Origin of the sequence: Paraburkholderia sp. (assembly GCF_036488505.1) — a bacterium.
Taxonomy (GTDB): Bacteria; Pseudomonadota; Gammaproteobacteria; order Burkholderiales; family Burkholderiaceae; genus Paraburkholderia.
In genome coordinates this window covers 1-15,103 of the sequence record NZ_DASXHN010000082.1, presented here as the reverse complement: position 1 = coordinate 15,103, position 15,103 = coordinate 1, and the positions used below count along the sequence as shown (strand labels likewise).

General features: G+C 67.6%; 14 protein-coding genes, 1 pseudogene and 1 riboswitch. Of the genes and pseudogenes, 8 read left to right on the top strand and 7 right to left on the bottom strand.

The features are described 5' to 3' along the window. Both VGH68_RS04485 and ahcY read right to left on the bottom strand, forming a co-directional pair. On the bottom strand, positions 1-189 hold a 189-nt coding region (locus VGH68_RS04485), incomplete at its 3' end, for a phage holin family protein (protein ID WP_331602301.1). Positions 190-372: 183 nt separating this feature from the next. Further along, positions 373-1,791, bottom strand: coding sequence for an adenosylhomocysteinase (gene ahcY / locus VGH68_RS04480; RefSeq protein WP_331602300.1), 1,419 nt, complete (start codon positions 1,789-1,791; stop codon positions 373-375). Positions 1,792-1,823: 32 nt separating this feature from the next. Beyond that, a riboswitch (S-adenosyl-L-homocysteine riboswitch) is annotated at positions 1,824-1,954 on the bottom strand. Between the two features lie 53 nt (positions 1,955-2,007). Here ahcY and VGH68_RS30050 point away from each other — a divergent pair. Then, positions 2,008-2,162 (top strand): annotated as a pseudogene (locus VGH68_RS30050) (LysR family transcriptional regulator); the annotation flags it as partial. A 79-nt stretch (positions 2,163-2,241) separates the two neighbouring features. Next, positions 2,242-3,924: an isovaleryl-CoA dehydrogenase gene (locus tag VGH68_RS04475; RefSeq protein WP_331602299.1), complete on the top strand. Its 1,683-nt coding sequence runs from the start codon at positions 2,242-2,244 to the stop codon at positions 3,922-3,924. 73 nt (positions 3,925-3,997) lie between these two features. Here VGH68_RS04475 and VGH68_RS04470 read toward each other — a convergent pair whose 3' ends face one another. From VGH68_RS04470 to fliE, 5 genes are all read right to left on the bottom strand, one after another. After that, positions 3,998-4,360 carry an EscU/YscU/HrcU family type III secretion system export apparatus switch protein gene (locus tag VGH68_RS04470; RefSeq protein ID WP_331602298.1) on the bottom strand — a complete coding sequence of 121 codons (363 nt, stop codon included), beginning with the start codon at positions 4,358-4,360 and terminating at the stop codon, positions 3,998-4,000. Next, a complete protein-coding gene (locus tag VGH68_RS04465; protein WP_331602297.1) occupies positions 4,360-5,892 on the bottom strand; it encodes a flagellar hook-length control protein FliK in 1,533 nt (510 codons plus the stop codon). Before VGH68_RS04465 ends, VGH68_RS04470 begins: the two co-directional genes overlap by 1 nt. A gap of 139 nt (positions 5,893-6,031) precedes the next feature. After that, positions 6,032-6,358, bottom strand: a complete 327-nt coding sequence (locus VGH68_RS04460; protein WP_331602295.1) for a flagellar protein FliT — start codon at positions 6,356-6,358, stop codon at positions 6,032-6,034. After that, positions 6,355-6,789, bottom strand: a complete 435-nt coding sequence (gene fliS / locus VGH68_RS04455) for a flagellar export chaperone FliS (RefSeq protein WP_331602294.1) — start codon at positions 6,787-6,789, stop codon at positions 6,355-6,357. The genes VGH68_RS04460 and fliS overlap by 4 nt, the downstream gene beginning before the upstream one ends. A gap of 238 nt (positions 6,790-7,027) precedes the next feature. Next, positions 7,028-7,363, bottom strand: a complete 336-nt coding sequence (gene fliE / locus VGH68_RS04450) for a flagellar hook-basal body complex protein FliE (RefSeq protein ID WP_331602292.1) — start codon at positions 7,361-7,363, stop codon at positions 7,028-7,030. 235 nt (positions 7,364-7,598) lie between these two features. Between fliE and fliF the strand changes: the two genes are divergently transcribed. The 6 genes from fliF to VGH68_RS04420 all read left to right on the top strand — a co-directional run bounded on the left by fliF (position 7,599) and on the right by VGH68_RS04420 (position 15,029). Further along, a complete protein-coding gene (gene fliF / locus VGH68_RS04445; protein WP_331602290.1) occupies positions 7,599-9,386 on the top strand; it encodes a flagellar basal-body MS-ring/collar protein FliF in 1,788 nt (595 codons plus the stop codon). Beyond that, positions 9,376-10,371, top strand: coding sequence for a flagellar motor switch protein FliG (fliG, locus tag VGH68_RS04440; protein WP_331602289.1), 996 nt, complete (start codon positions 9,376-9,378; stop codon positions 10,369-10,371). The genes fliF and fliG overlap by 11 nt, the downstream gene beginning before the upstream one ends. Further along, a complete protein-coding gene (gene fliH, locus VGH68_RS04435) occupies positions 10,364-11,047 on the top strand; it encodes a flagellar assembly protein FliH (protein ID WP_331602288.1) in 684 nt (227 codons plus the stop codon). Before fliG ends, fliH begins: the two co-directional genes overlap by 8 nt. Next, positions 11,041-12,663: a flagellar protein export ATPase FliI gene (fliI, locus tag VGH68_RS04430; protein WP_331602287.1), complete on the top strand. Its 1,623-nt coding sequence runs from the start codon at positions 11,041-11,043 to the stop codon at positions 12,661-12,663. The genes fliH and fliI overlap by 7 nt, the downstream gene beginning before the upstream one ends. Positions 12,664-12,962: 299 nt before the next feature. Continuing rightward, a complete protein-coding gene (gene fliJ / locus VGH68_RS04425; protein WP_331602285.1) occupies positions 12,963-13,412 on the top strand; it encodes a flagellar export protein FliJ in 450 nt (149 codons plus the stop codon). Between the two features lie 129 nt (positions 13,413-13,541). Continuing rightward, entirely contained in the window at positions 13,542-15,029 is a 1,488-nt protein-coding gene (locus VGH68_RS04420) for a flagellar hook-length control protein FliK (protein ID WP_331602284.1), read from the top strand. Positions 15,030-15,103: the final 74 nt, after the last annotated feature.

The window sequence follows — 15,103 nt, the reverse complement described above, 5'->3', positions numbered from 1 at the left end:
CCCGAGCGTAAGAATCGTGACGGGCAGCGTGAGCAGGATCAGCACCGGGCGCAGCACCGTATTGATGAGGCCAAGCACGATCGCGACGATCAGCGCGGTGCCGAAGCTGCGGATGTGGATCGACGGAACGAGGTAGGTGATGATCAAAAGCGCGAGCGCGTTGATGAGCCAGGTCAGCAGCACGGTCATATAGAGCTCCTTGTAAGCACCTGTGTGGGCAGGATGTCGATTGAACGAAAAGCGGCGCTGGCGAACAAAGCGGCGCATTGCGCGCCGCCCCGTGATCAGACCGTCATTGTTTTTACTTCTACCGCTGCCCGCCCGCGAGGCTGAACGCGCGAACGCGCGAATCAGACTCGACGACGCGCGTGCTTAGTAGCGGTAGTGGTTCGGCTTGAACGGACCGTTCTTGTCGACGCCGATATAGCCGGCCTGCGCGTCCGACAGCACGGTCAGGTTCGCGCCGATGCGCGCCAGATGCAGACGCGCGACCTTCTCGTCCAGATGCTTCGGCAGCACGTACACCTTGTTTTCATACTTGGCGCCCTGCGTGAACAGTTCGATCTGCGCGAGCGTCTGGTTCGTGAACGAATTCGACATCACGAACGACGGGTGGCCGGTCGCGCAGCCGAGGTTCACGAGACGGCCTTCGGCCAGCAGAATCACGCGCTTGCCGTCCGGGAAAATGATGTGGTCGACTTGCGGCTTGATGTTGTCCCACTGGTACTGGCGGGTCGACGCGACGTCGATTTCCGAGTCGAAGTGGCCGATGTTGCAGACGATCGCGTTATGACGCATCGCCTTCAGGTGGTCGTGGTTCAGCACATGGTAGTTGCCGGTCGCGGTCACGAAGATGTCGGCCTTGTCGGCCGCGTATTCCATTGTCACGACGCGGTAGCCTTCCATCGCGGCCTGCAGTGCGCAGATCGGATCGATTTCGGTGACCCACACCGTTGCGCCCAGACCGCGCAGCGATTGCGCGCAGCCCTTGCCCACATCGCCGTAACCGGCCACGACCGCGATCTTGCCCGCGATCATCACATCGGTCGCGCGCTTGATGCCGTCGACCAGCGACTCGCGGCAGCCGTACAGGTTGTCGAACTTCGACTTCGTCACCGAATCGTTGACGTTGATCGCCGGGAACGGCAGGCGGCCTTCCTTTTCCATCTGGTACAGACGGTGCACGCCGGTCGTGGTTTCTTCGGTGACGCCCTTGATGTGCGCGAGGCGAGTCGAGTACCACGTCGGATCCGCGTCGAGGTGCTTCGCGATCGATTTGTACAGCGCGACTTCTTCCTCGTTGGTCGGCTTGGCGATCACCGAGCGGTCCTTCTCGGCCTTCGAGCCGAGAATCAGCAGCAGCGTTGCGTCGCCGCCGTCGTCGAGGATCATGTTGGCGAACTCGCCGTTCGGCCATTCGAAGATGCGGTGCGAGAATTCCCAGTATTCATCGAGCGATTCGCCCTTGAATGCGAACACCGGCGTGCCGGCCTGCGCGATCGCGGCGGCCGCGTGGTCCTGGGTCGAGAAGATGTTGCACGACGCCCAGCGCACATCCGCGCCCAGCGCGGTCAGCGTTTCGATCAGCACGCCGGTCTGGATCGTCATGTGCAGCGAGCCGGCGACGCGCGCGCCCTTCAGCGGCTGTTGCGCGTTGTACTCGTCACGCGTTTGCATGAGGCCGGGCATTTCGGTCTCGGCGATCGTGAGTTCCTTGCGGCCCCACGCGGCGAGCGACATGTCGGCAACGACGTAATCCTGATTTTGGGAATCGATAACTGCGGCGTTCATCACGCCCTCCTTTCTAAGTAGTGACTAGAAATGTGACGTGAGCGCGGTTCGATGCGGGGGATCGGCGCGCTGCGCAGCCTGGCCCTCCGATTGAAGCCTTCGAGCCTGGCGGGCGGCCGGCGAATAAGGATTCGCGGTACCCGTCGCAACGCTCCTCGAAGACGAACGGCGATTGTAGCAAATCGGCTTGTCGGCGTCGCACGCGCCCAAGCGGCGCCGCGCCGTAAGTGTCGTGACTTACGATCATCCGGATCATTCACCTGTCTGCCGGTCGTCGAACCGGAGATTTCGTGCGAAATGTGATCGGCTGGCGCCGCAACGGCTATCTGTCGTATGCGGCGCGCGCGTGGCTGGAGGTTGCGCGCGCACTTCGCGGCCGCGATGCAGCACGACGCGCGAGACACCGGCCCGGCAAACCGGCGCACAATGACCGGGCAACGGAGACAGCAGATGGAACAGCACGGCTTCGGACAGACTCATCAGGTAACCAATCAGGTGCCGCCGCTCGCGGACTACAACCTGTTCTCGAGCGACGCCGCGTTATGCGCCGCGGTCGAACGCGATGGCGCGTTGTGGCGTCACGATGCGCTGCTGCGGCATGGCGCGGCGCTGACAACGCCGGAAACGCTCGCGCTCGCCGAACTCGCGAACCGTCACACGCCCGAGCTGATCACGCACAGCCCGCGCGGCGAGCGCATCGATGCGCTCGAGTTCCATCCCGCCTGGCATCAACTGCTCGCGCTGCTGCGGCGCGAAACGCTGCACGCGCTGCCGTTTTCCGATCCCCAGCATGGCGCGATGGTCGCGCGCTGTGCCGGCTACTTTCTGCACGCGCAAATCGAATCCGGCTCGCTGTGCCCGCTGACGATGACGTTCGCGAGCATCCCCGTTCTGCAGCGCGAACCGGCGCTGTTCGACGCGCTGCGCGACAAGTTGTACGCGCGCGAGCACGATCCGCGCGACCTGCCGCTCACGCACAAACGCTCCGCGATGATCGGCATGGGGATGACCGAGAAGCAGGGCGGCTCGGACGTACGCAGCAACCAGACACGCGCGCACGCGATCGACGCCGGCGGGCGCGGCGGCGGCTACCGGCTCGTCGGTCACAAATGGTTTTTCTCGGCGCCGCAGTGCGACGCGCATCTCGTGCTCGGGCGCACCGGCACGCACGAGGGGCTGTCGTGCTTTTTCGTGCCGCGTTTCACGCCGGACGGCAGCAAGAACGCCGTGCAGATCCAGCGTCTGAAGGACAAGCTCGGCAATCGCTCGAACGCGAGCAGTGAGGTCGAATTTTTCGACGCGTACGGCATCCTGATCGGCGACGAAGGGCGCGGCGTGCCGACCATCATCGAAATGGCGAACTACACGCGGCTCGACTGCGTGATCGGCAGCGCCGCGCTGATGCGCGCGGCGCTCGTGCAGGCGATCCATCACGCGCGGCACCGCAGCGCATTCGGCCGGCATCTCGCCGAGCAGCCGCTGATGCGCAACGTGCTCGCCGATCTCGCGCTCGAATCCGAAGCGGCCACCGTGCTGTTCATGCGTGTCGCGCGCGCGTTCGAGGAATCGTCGGGCGCCGCCTCTTCTCCTGTCGAACGCGCGTGGCGGCGCATCGTTACGCCGGCCGCGAAGTACTGGGTCTGCAAGCGCGCGCTGGAATTCACCGGCGAGGCGATGGAAGTGTGGGGCGGCAACGGCTACGTCGAGACCGGGCCGATGGCTCGCTTCTATCGGGAAGCGCCGGTCAATTCGATCTGGGAAGGCTCCGGCAACGTGATGTGCATCGACGTGCTGCGCGCGATGGAACGCGAACCGCACGCCGCGCAGGCGCTGTTCGCCGCGTGGCAGCAAGCGGCGCACGCGCAGCCGGCGCTGGCTGCCGCGCTCGCGAGGCTTGCCGCGACGTTGAACGGGCCGGTGCAACAGCGTGAAGCGTCGGCGCGGCGCATCGCGCAGCAGATCGTGCTGATCGCGCAGGCGACGCTGCTCGCGCAATACGCACCGGCCGAGGTCGCCGACGCATTCATCGCGACGCGTCTTGGCGACGGCTGCGGCGAAAGCGGCCGGGTGTACGGCACGCTGCCCGCCACGTTCGATCACGCGGCCATTATCGAGCGGGCTTTTCGTGCGTGAAGTCGCGGCCCGCGTGCGCGAGACCTATCGTGGTTTTGCGGCGGGGGGTGATAAACGCAAAGCAAAACACGCGTCATTGGGGCGTTGCCGGCCCACCCGTCACATCGATCGCCTCGACATCGACCACATCCTGCGCGGCAGCCACTCCGTCATGCGCGGTCGCGACATCGGCCCCGCTCTCCAGCCGATGCAGCCACGCCAGCAACTCGGCGACCGCCTGATACAACTGCGGCGGAATCCTCGCATCGAGATCGACCTGCATCAGCAGGGACACCATCTCCGGTGCCTCGTGCACGTATAGCCCCGCCTCCTTCGCGCGCTGCACGATCATTTCGGCGATCAGCCCATACCCCTTCGCGACCACGCGCGGCGCCGGTTCGCCGCCTTGGCTGTCGTAGACGATCGCGGCCGCGCTGCGGCGATGCGTGCGGCTCATCAGATGTCCCAGTCGAAATCTTCGCGCGGCCCGGTTGCGGTGCCGCGCGGATTGGCCGAGCCGCGCCCGGCGGAGAGGCTCGAAACCCCGGTAGCCCCCGAAGCCGCCGAACCGGCTGTGGCGGAAGCCGCGGCAGCCGAGCGCGCATATGCGGAGGCCGCCTGCGTCCCCGCCGCGCCAGACGCGCCAGACGCCCCAGACGCTCCCGCACCGGGCGCGCCGCCGCCGATCTCGCGAATCGTCAGTCCCTGCAATTCGATACCCGCCGCGGCGAGGCGCTGGCGGAAACTGTCGCCCTGACTCGCGAGCCGCGCCGCGCCGTGCGGATTCGCCTGCACGCGCGCGATCAGCTGCATCCCCGTCAGCGTCAATTCGGCATCGACGGTGCCGAGCGTCGGTAGCGACAGCGTCAGGCGCGTGCGCCATGGCTGGCCGTCCTCGCTGGCCGGACCGCCGCCGCTGCGATCCCATTCGTCGCCGTCCTGTTCGATGGTCCAGTCGAGCCGCGCGCCTGGCCAAGCCTCGCCGGTCCAGCGAAACTGGCCGGTCGCGAGCAGATCGAGTTGTTGCCGCACGAGCGGCACGGTCGCCGGATGGACCGCCGCCGCCATCGATTGCGCATTCTGCGACGCCCCGGCATCGGCCGTTTGCGATGCCCCACCGTGCAGACCCGCGTGCGCGGGCTGGCCGCCCAGCTCGGCCAGCGAGTTCGCCAGTACTTCGCCCGCGGCCAAACGCGCGGCTTGCGCAGTCAGGATCGACGGCATCGCGCGCGCGGAGTTGCCGCCGGCCGTGGTGTTTGGCGCACCGGCTTGGGCGCCGGCCTGGGGGCCGCTCGCGGCGGCGCCTGCCATGTCGCGCGGCACCGCACCGGACGTGCCGTCGGATGCGCCGCCCGCCGCCCCCGGCCACGCGCCGGCGCGTGGCGCGGCCGCGTCGTCACCGGCACCGGCCGGCTCGGGCGGCAATTGCGCGGCGGCAATCAGCCGGTTCTGCGCTTCGTCCCCCAGCGTGGCCGGCGAGCGCTGACCGACGAGCCACGCGGCGAGATGCGCCTCGTAGAACAGGCCACTATCGCTGACCGTCTGTGCGAGCGCGGCCGCGAGTGCGGCGACCGGCAGCTCGGCGGCGGCCACGCTAGCGGTGGCAGTCGTCGCAGTGGCATTCGCGGCGGTGCTGTCGGTGGCGGTGCTGTTGCTGGCGCTATTGGCAGCCGCATCGGGCTGCGGCAAGCCCGCCAGCGCGACTTCGAGTGCCGGCGCGGCTGCCCAGATCGGCGCCTGGCCAAGCACGGCGGGCGTTGCTTCGCCGCCTGAGCGCGCGATCGCGTCGAGCGTCAGCGCGACCGCCGACAGCGCAGTCTGCGCGGACGCGGGCGGTGACGGCGGGGTGTTGGGGGTCGCCGGCGCGGGCGCGGTGCCGACGCCGGCTGCCCCGGTCTGCGCCGTGGTCGCGCTGCCCGGCGCAATGCTGAGCAGGCTGTCGATCCGGCTCGAAAGCACCGAAGCGAGGGCCGAATCGATTCCGTTCATGCCGGTTCCCTGGTCGCATTGGCGGCGACGCGCTCAATGCTCTGATTGCTCTGACCGCTCTGCACTGACGGGTGCGGCGCGCGGCGCAGCGGCGCACGACACCTACACCAGCGGCACGCGCGCTGTCGCGCTCCCGCGCTCAGCGTGCTCCGTACAGTTCCTTCAGCACCCGCGTCGGCCGGCCGGCGAACAGCGCCGACAGATTCGCCATGCGCGGATTCGCGAGGTCGCGGATCGCGGCGTCGTCGGCGAGAATCTGGCGGATCAGCGCGTACTTGCGCAGCCGCTCGGCCTCGTCGAGCTTCACGCCGTCGTCGGCGTCCTTGAGCGCTTCGACCAGGTGCCGATACTCGTCCTGCAAGTGAAGCAGGTCGGTCCACGACGCCCGCCGCGCCGCTGTCAGCATGCGGCACGACAGCGCTGCGATCGCCTCGTAGCGAGCAAAGTATTCCGCGTTCGATGTCATCGCACGGTTTCCGCGGCTGGCTGCGCTGCCATCCGCGCGACTTCGGGGGCAATCCCGATCCATGCTTCTTCGAGCGTCGCGAGCAGGCCGTCGACTTCCACCAGCATCTCTTCGCTTTGCAGGACATTGGCCTGCAGCATCCGGCGTGTCATATAGCTGTACAGCGCATTCAGCCGGCCGGCGATCTCGCCGCCGATCTCGAGGCTGAGCGACTGCTGCAAGCCGCTTTCGACGATCCGGATCGCCTTGCTGATCGCCATGCCGCGCTCGGCGACATTGCCCTGCTGAAAATGCATCCGGGCCTGGGCGATCGCCTGCCTCGCGCCCTGGTACAACAACACGATGAGACGGTGCGGACTCGCGCCCGTCACAGCCGTCTCGACACCGACGCGCGCGTAAGCGTTGGCTCCAGCGTGTCCCGGGGAAAACATCGGCGCTCCTCCTGTGAAACTGACTGACTGCGGTTAAGTCGTGGCTCGGCCGTGCCGCGCGTCGCCGCGCCGAGATGACCGTATCCTGGTTATCGGATAGGTCGCGGCAAAGCTTTAGACCAATGTAAGGAGGATTCGCACGGGTAACGCACGCGCATGGCGGGCAACCGCGGCGGACCGGCCGGCGCTGGCGCCGGCGTGGCTTGCGGGGTCTTCGCGCGGGGCCTGGCGGCCCCGTTCAGATCGACATCTGCGCGATGTCGTTGTAGGCGGCGACGAGCTTGTTGCGCACTTGCAGACCAAACTGGAAGCCGACGTTGGCCTTTTGCATATCGACCATCACGTCGTTCAGCGACACGTTCGGCGAACCGAGTTCGAACGCCTGCGATTCGCCGATCGCCGTCTGCTGGTCGCTGCTGATCTTGTCGAGCGAGGCTTTGAGCGCCGCCCCGAAACTCGTCGGGGTGGCCGCGCCGGACTGTTGCTGCAGCGGGCTTGCATCGCCGGCCGCCTGCGCCGCCATCGCCTGCATCTGTTGCAGGGCCGACGAAAGCGCGTTCACGGGCATCGTCATGTTTTCTCCGTTGAATGAACGGCCGGCCTGTCAGCGGACCTGCCAGCGTGGATGAAAGCATAGCAGCGCCCCCTTCGGGAAAGTCCTGAAACTAGGGGGAAAACCCGGCTCTATTCAAGCAATCGGCTGGCGCCGCGCTGCGGATAATTTCAAGCGTGAAAGTGTCTGTCCGTCCGCCGAGCCTCGGCGCGGCATCGCGGCAGAACACCAAGGCATCCCCGGAGAAACACGACGCATGGATTCGTCAGCCAACTCGTTGATCAACCCCGACGCCCGCATGGGGCTCGCCGGCGCGCAGCCCGCTGCCGGCCAGCCCGCCGCCGGCCAGGCCGGCGGTGGCGCCGAGCTAGGCGGCCTCGGAGGTGTCGGCGGCAACTTCGGTCAGCGTCTGTCCGGACTCGCGCAGATGCGCGGCAACCCGCGCGCGCCGCTGATATTCGCGGTCGCGCTGCTGATCGCGGTGGTCGCGGGCCTGTTTCTGTGGTCGCGCGCGCCGACCTACAAGGTGCTCTATAGCAACCTGTCCGATCGCGACGGCGGCTCGATCATCGCCGCGCTGCAACAGGCCAACGTCCCGTACAAGCTCTCCGACAGCGGCAGCGCGATCCTCGTGCCAGCCGAGCAGGTCCACGAAACGCGCCTGCGTCTGGCCTCGCAGGGGCTGCCGAAAAGCGGTTCGGTCGGCTTCGAGCTGATGGACAACCAGAAATTCGGCATCAGCCAGTTCGACGAGCAGATCAACTATCAGCGCGCGCTCGAAGGCGAACTGGAACGCACGATCGAATCGATCTCGTCGGTGAAATCGGCGCGCGTGCATCTGGCGATCCCGAAGCCGACCGTGTTCGTGCGCGACAAGGAGCCGCCGTCGGCATCGGTGCTCGTGCAGTTGTATCCGGGCCGCGTGCTCGATGAAGGCCAGGTGGTCGCGATCACGCACATGATCGCGTCGGCGGTGCCGGAAATGCCGGTCAAAGGCGTAACCGTGCTCGACCAGGACGGCAACCTGCTGACCCAGCCGAGCACCGGCAGCGGCCTCGACGCGTCGCAACTGAAGTATCGCCAGCAGATCGAGCGCAATACGCAGCAGCGTATCGACGCGATCCTCGCGCCGCTGTTCGGCGGCGGCAACGCGCACTCGCAGGTCAGCGCCGACATCGATTTCTCGCACAGCGAGCAGACCTCGGAAAACTACGGCCCGAACGGCAATCCGCAGCAGGCGGCGATCCGCAGCCAGCAGTCGAGCACGTCGACCGAAATGTCGCAAGGCGGCGCCTCGGGCGTGCCGGGCGCGCTGTCGAACCAGCCGCCGCAGCCGGCCTCCGCGCCGATCGTCGCAGGCAACGGCGCGAGCGGCGTGAGCGCGACGCCGGTCAGCGACCGCAAGGATTCGACCACCAACTACGAGCTCGACAAAACCGTGCGCCACATCGACAGCCCGATGGGCGGCATCCGCCGGCTGTCGGTCGCGGTGGTCGTCAACTATATGAAGGTGGCCGACGCGAAGGGCAACGTGACGATGCAGCCGGTCAGCGCCGACAAGCTCGCCCAGGTCACCCAGCTCGTGAAGGACGCGATGGGCTTCGACGCGGCGCGCGGCGACTCGGTCAACGTGGTCAACAGCGCGTTCACCGCCGAAATCGATCCGTACGCGAACCTGCCGTGGTGGCGCACGCCGGACATGCTCGCGCTCTACAAGCAGATCGCGACGTACGTCGGCATCGGCGCGGTGGCCCTGTTCCTCTACTTCGTGATGGTGAAACCGGCGCTGCGCCGCGCGTTCCCGCCGCCGGCCGAGCCGGTCGCGGCGCTCCCGGGGATGGACGAACCGATGCTGCTCGACGGCATCCGAGCCGACGATCGCGATGGCGCGATCGTCGAGATCCAGGCCGACCCCGAGACGCTCGCGCTCGAAAACGCGAAACACAAGTACGAGAAGAACCTGGAATTCGCGCGCAGCATCGCGCGCCAGGATCCGAAGATCGTCGCAACCGTCGTAAAGAGCTGGGTGTCCGATGAGCGCTGAAGGCGTAGTGAAAAGCGCGCTGCTGCTGATGTCGATCGGCGAGGAAGAGGCGGCGCAGGTGTTCAAATTCCTCGGGCCGCGCGAAGTCCAGAAGATCGGCGTCGCGATGTCGGCGCTGAGGAACGTGACCCGCGAACAGGTCGACGAAGTGCTGCAGGAGTTCGTGCGCGAGGCCGAGCAGCACACCGGCATGTCGCTCGATTCCAACGAGTACATCCGTTCGGTACTGACCAAGGCGCTCGGCGACGACAAGGCCGGCGTCATCATCGATCGCATCTTGCAGGGCAGCGACACGAGCGGTATCGAAGGGCTCAAGTGGATGGATTCGGCGGCCGTCGCCGAACTCATCAAGAACGAACATCCGCAGATCATCGCGACCATCCTCGTCCATCTCGACCGCGACCAGGCATCGGAAATCTCCGCCTGCTTCACCGAGCGGCTGCGCAATGACGTGCTGCTGCGCATCGCCACGCTCGACGGCATCCAGCCGGCCGCGCTGCGCGAACTCGACGACGTGCTGACCGGCCTGCTATCGGGCAGCGACAACCTGAAGCGCAGCCCGATGGGCGGGATTCGCACCGCGGCCGAAATCCTCAACTTCATGTCGAGCAACCACGAGGAAGGCGTACTCGAAAACGTGCGCCAGTACGACGCGGAGCTCGCGCAGAAGATCGTCGACCAGATGTTCGTGTTCGAGAACCTGCTCGACCTGGAAGACCGCGCGATCCAGCTGCTGCTGAAGGAAGTCGAGTCCGAAGCGCTGATCATCTCGCTGAAGGGCGCGCCGCCCGCTCTGCGCCAGAAGTTCCTGTCGAACATGTCGCAGCGCGCGGCCGAACTGCTCGCCGAAGACCTCGACGCGCGCGGCCCGGTGCGCGTCTCCGAAGTCGAGACGCAGCAGCGCCGCATCCTGCAGATCGTGCGCAATCTGGCCGAAAGCGGCCAGATCGTGCTCGGCGGCAAGGCGGAAGACGCGTATGTCTGACACGAACTCCACAGCGAAGGAAAGCCTCTCGGCCTACCAGCGCTGGGAGATGGCGTCGTTCGATCCGGCGCCGCCCGCGCCGCCGCCGGCCGAACCCGAATTCGACCAGCGCGCGTTCGAAGCGGAACTCGAAGGGCTGCGCGAAGCCGCGCACGGCCAAGGCATTCAGGCCGGCCATGTGGCGGGCCAGGCGCTCGGCTATCAGGCCGGCTACGCGCAGGGCCACGCGCAGGGGTTCGAGCAGGGCCGCGCCGAAGCGCGCGAGGAAGCCATGCAGCTCGCCGCGCTCGCGCAAACTTTCAAGTCGGCGCTCGACGGCGCGCAGTTCGCGATGGCCGAACCGCTGATCGCGCTCGCGCTCGATATCGCGCAGCAGGTCGTGCGCCAGCATGTGCAGCATGACCCGACCGCGCTGATCGCCGTGGCGCGCGAAGTGCTCGCGACCGAACCCGCGCTGCTGGGCGCGCCGACGCTGATCGTGAGTCCCGCCGATCTGCCGGTCGTCGAGGCGTATCTGCTCGAGGAATTGCAAACGCGCGGCTGGACCGTGCGCACCGATGCATCGGTGGAGCGCGGCGGCTGCCGCGCGCAGGCCGCCACCGGCGAAGTCGACGCCGGCATCGACACGCGCTGGCAGCGCGTCGCCGCCGCGCTCGGCAGGGTGAGCACATGGTAACGGTCGAGGAGATCCATTCAAGCGACCTGACGCCGCTCGAACGCGAGCTCGCGCTGGCGTCGTTCGGCACCGCGCTGGCGGACCCGAACGCTGATCTGGCGGGCACGCGCCGCGAAGCGCACGGCTTCGGCGATATCGCCGCGCCACCGCCACTCGAGCCCGCCGGCGAGCATCCGCTCACGGACCCCGCCTCGCGCGTCGCGCCCCCCGCTGCCCGTCTGCCCGCCTACGATCCCGCGCTCGACGCAAACCCCTACATGCAGGCCTGGCGCGGCCAGTTGGACACGCTGCGCGCGCGCAATGCGATTGCGAGGCCGCTGCGCGCGTGCGGACGTCTGACCCGCGCGGCCGGTCTCGTGCTGGAGGCCGTGGGCCTGCGGCTGTCAGTCGGCGCCGAAGTGATGATCGAGCTGCCGCTCGGCAGTTCGCTGCCGATGGCCGAAGCCGAAGTGGTCGGCTTTTCCGGCGACAAGCTGTTTTTGATGCCGACCACCGAGGTGATCGGCCTGTTGCCCGGCGCGCGCGTGTACCCGCTCGAAAGCGCGCCGATCGCCGATCCGATGGCGGGCGCGAAGCGTCTGCCGGTCGGCTGGGAACTGCTCGGCCGGGTGCTCGATGCGTCGGGCCGCCCGCTCGACGGGCTCGGGCCGCTCGGCACGCAAAGCGATGCGCCGCTGTCCGCGCCGGTCATCAATCCGCTCCATCGCGAGCCGATCCACCAGGTGCTCGACGTCGGCGTGCGCGCGATCAATGCGCTGCTGACGGTCGGTCGAGGCCAGCGCATGGGCCTGTTCGCCGGCTCGGGCGTCGGTAAATCGGTGCTGCTCGGCACGATGGCGCGCTATACGAGCGCCGAGGTGATCGTGATCGGCCTGATCGGCGAACGCGGCCGCGAAGTGAAGGAATTCATCGAGCAGATTCTCGGCGACGAAGGCCTCGCGCGCTCGGTTGTGATCGCGGCGCCCGCCGACGTGTCGCCGCTGCTGCGGATGCAGGCGGCCGCGTATTCGACGTCGCTCGCCGAATATTTCCGCGATCAGGGCAAGCACGTGCTGCTGCTGATGGATTCGCTGACCCGCTACGCGATGGCGCAGCGCGAGATCGCGCTGGCCGTTGGCGAGCCGCCCGCGACCAAGGGCTATCCGCCGTCGGTGTTCGCGAAGCTGCCGGCGCTCGTCGAGCGCACCGGCAACGGCCCGGCGGGCGGCGGTTCGATCACCGCGTTTTACACCGTGCTCACCGAAGGCGACGACCAGCAGGATCCGATCGCCGACTCGGCGCGCGCGATTCTGGACGGCCATATCGTGCTGTCGCGCGCGCTCGCCGAGGCCGGCCACTACCCGGCGATCGATATCGAAGCGTCGATTAGCCGGGCAATGACCGCGCTTATCGACGAGAACCATTTGAATAAAACGCGTATGTTCAAGCAGATGCTGTCGCGCTACCAACGCAACCGCGATCTGATCAATGTCGGCGCGTATTCGAGCGGCCGCGATGCGGTGCTCGATCGCGCGATCGCGCTATACCCGCGGATGGAACAGTTCCTGCAGCAGGGTTTTCGCGAGTGCGCGAACTTCGAACCGAGCATTCAGATGCTCAATGCGCTGTTTGGCTAGGCCGGTTCAGGCTTGCAGGGAGCTTGCGCCGGCCGCCAGGCGGCCCGGCAACGGACAGAGACGACGGATACTCGACGTATTTGCCAGCATCACGCGGTGACCGGCCCTTCCGGCGGCTTGCACCGCGTGACAGGTTGTTCCGTGGGGTACTTGCGTTTGATCCCCATTGCGGCGCCGGCCGGCGCCTGTCCGACGCGGCCAGACGGCGCCTTGCCCTGCTACCGCTGGCGCAAACGCATGTTGGCAAACGCATGTTGGCAAGCCCGTTATTGGCGAGAACTGGCCCGAGGAGGCTGACGATGGCGAAACACTTCCCGATCAAAACGCTGATCGGTCTCGCGCAGGACGATGTCGACGCCGCCGCGCAACGCCTCGGCCGCGCGCAGCGCGAGCGCAACGACGTTGCCGCGCAGCTCGACGCGCTGGTGCAGTACCGCGACGAATACCACGCGCGCTTCACCGAGAGCGCGCAGTCGGGCATGCCGGCCGGCAACATGCGCAACTTCCAGGCTTTCATCGACACGCTCGATGCGGCGATCGAGCAGCAGCGCAATCTGCTGGCCGCGGCCAACGCGCGCGTCGAAGCCGCAAAGCCCGACTGGCAGCGCCAGAAGCAGAAGCTGGGCTCGTACGAAGTGCTGCAGGCGCGCGGCGAAGCGGCCGACGCAAAGGTCGCCGCGCGGCGCGAGCAGCGCGACGCCGACGAGCACGCGGCGCGGATTCTGCGCATGCGCACCGAGGGCGTGTGATGCGAACGGCACCGCACCTGGCTGGCACAGGTCGCGCGGTGGTGAGCCGCATGGCAAGGCTCTCTTGTTGCGCCGCTTCACTGCTTTGCTCCACCGCACACCCCGTTTGACGGACTGACAGGATTCCCTATGTCGCTTCTTTCACAAATCAGCTCGCTGCTCGGTCCGGGCGGCAGTGCGTCGACGACCGCCGCGGTGAATGCCGCGGTCGTTGCCAGCCCGTTCGCGCAGACATTGCAGCAGAGCATCGATCAGCAGAACAGCGCGGCCGCGCAGAACGCGAACCAGCAGCAGGCGAATGCGTCGAGCGCGTCGCAAACCGCGGGGTCGAGCGTGCATGACGCACCGCCGCCCGCCGCGCCCACGCCGCCGTCCACGCCCGCACCCGCGCCGCAGCACGCGAGCAACGGACAGAACGGCAGCGGCGCGGCCAGCACGGCGGCGTCATCGTCGGGGCACGCGCAGCAGGCGGGCGGCAAGTCGACCAGCGAGCAGTCGCAGAAAGCGCAGACGGACGCCGGCGCGCTCGCCGCGGCGGCAGCCGCCGCACAGGCCCAGGCCCAGGCGCAAGCCGCCACGAACAATGCCGACGCGAACGCCAGCACGGCCGACGCGGCGACGTCCGCGGCCGATGCGATCGGCGGGTTGGCCGGCACGGCAACCAGCATGCTCGGCAAAGTGACAGGCAAGAACGGCACGATCGATCCAAAGACGTTGCACGACGCGCTGCAAAGCGCGCTCTCGGCACTCGCGAGCGGCCAGGGCGCGGTGCCGGCGCAAGCGCTCACCACCGGCGCGGCGTTCAACGCCGCGGCGGCTGGGGCCAGTGTCACAGGCGCGAAAGGCGGCCTGAGCAGCACGGCGGACGGCAAGACGTCCGCCAGCGGCCTGTTCGGCGACGGCAAGGGCGCCGGCGCCACGCACGCAGCCCAAACGGCTGCCACGACGACCGCGCTGACCGACCCGGCCAACGCGAAATCGGCGGCCGACGCGTTGAGCGCAGCCGCGACGAGCAACGGACAGCCCGACAACGTTGCGACCGCGCAGAGCGCGGCCGATGCGGCGAACGCCGCGCTGGCGGCCAGCCAGGCGGCGGCGAACGCCGCGAGCACGACGGCCGCCGCGCAGAGCACCGGCAACGCAAGCGCGGCGGCGGCCGCGAACGCGCTGACTCCGCAGGTCGGCACGAGCGACTGGGAGGACGCGCTGAGTCAGAAGGTGGTGTTCCTGTCGAACGCGCATTCGCAGAGCGCCGAACTAACGTTGAATCCGAAGGACCTGGGGCCACTGCAGGTCGTGTTGCAGGTCGCGGATAACCATGCGCACGCGCTGTTCGTCTCGCAGCATCAGTCGGTGCGGGAGGCGGTGGAAGCGGCGTTGCCGAAGTTGCGGGAGGCGATGGAATCGAATGGGATCGGGCTGGGGAGCACGAGTGTGAGTGATGGGTTCGCGCGGCAGAGCGGCCAGCAGCAAAATACCGGGGAGGGCCGCTCGCGCGGCGGGTCTGGCGGTGGCGGGACAGGTGGTTCGCTTGTTGATGGCGCGGATGGGTCGGTGCAGACAGTAGGGAATGTGGCCTCGCGGCGCTCGGTGGGGCTGGTGGATACGTTTGCTTGACGTGGGGCGGGAGGGGGCCCTGCGGGCGGGGTGGCTTTTAGTGATGTCTGTTTTTTGTCGTTGTTCGTTTGGTG

Bases quoted from the DNA above. Each gene is read 5' to 3' on its own strand.
- ahcY (WP_331602300.1), bottom strand. From the start codon at position 1,791: ATGAACGCCGCAGTTATCGATTCCCAAAATCAGGATTACGTCGTTGCC.
- VGH68_RS04475 (WP_331602299.1), top strand. From the start codon at position 2,242: ATGGAACAGCACGGCTTCGGACAGACTCATCAGGTAACCAATCAGGTG.
- VGH68_RS04470 (WP_331602298.1), bottom strand. From the start codon at position 4,360: ATGAGCCGCACGCATCGCCGCAGCGCGGCCGCGATCGTCTACGACAGC.
- VGH68_RS04465 (WP_331602297.1), bottom strand. From the start codon at position 5,892: ATGAACGGAATCGATTCGGCCCTCGCTTCGGTGCTTTCGAGCCGGATC.
- VGH68_RS04460 (WP_331602295.1), bottom strand. From the start codon at position 6,358: ATGACATCGAACGCGGAATACTTTGCTCGCTACGAGGCGATCGCAGCG.
- fliS (WP_331602294.1), bottom strand. From the start codon at position 6,789: ATGTTTTCCCCGGGACACGCTGGAGCCAACGCTTACGCGCGCGTCGGT.
- fliE (WP_331602292.1), bottom strand. From the start codon at position 7,363: ATGACGATGCCCGTGAACGCGCTTTCGTCGGCCCTGCAACAGATGCAG.
- fliF (WP_331602290.1), top strand. From the start codon at position 7,599: ATGGATTCGTCAGCCAACTCGTTGATCAACCCCGACGCCCGCATGGGG.
- fliG (WP_331602289.1), top strand. From the start codon at position 9,376: ATGAGCGCTGAAGGCGTAGTGAAAAGCGCGCTGCTGCTGATGTCGATC.
- fliH (WP_331602288.1), top strand. From the start codon at position 10,364: ATGTCTGACACGAACTCCACAGCGAAGGAAAGCCTCTCGGCCTACCAG.
- fliI (WP_331602287.1), top strand. From the start codon at position 11,041: ATGGTAACGGTCGAGGAGATCCATTCAAGCGACCTGACGCCGCTCGAA.
- fliJ (WP_331602285.1), top strand. From the start codon at position 12,963: ATGGCGAAACACTTCCCGATCAAAACGCTGATCGGTCTCGCGCAGGAC.
- VGH68_RS04420 (WP_331602284.1), top strand. From the start codon at position 13,542: ATGTCGCTTCTTTCACAAATCAGCTCGCTGCTCGGTCCGGGCGGCAGT.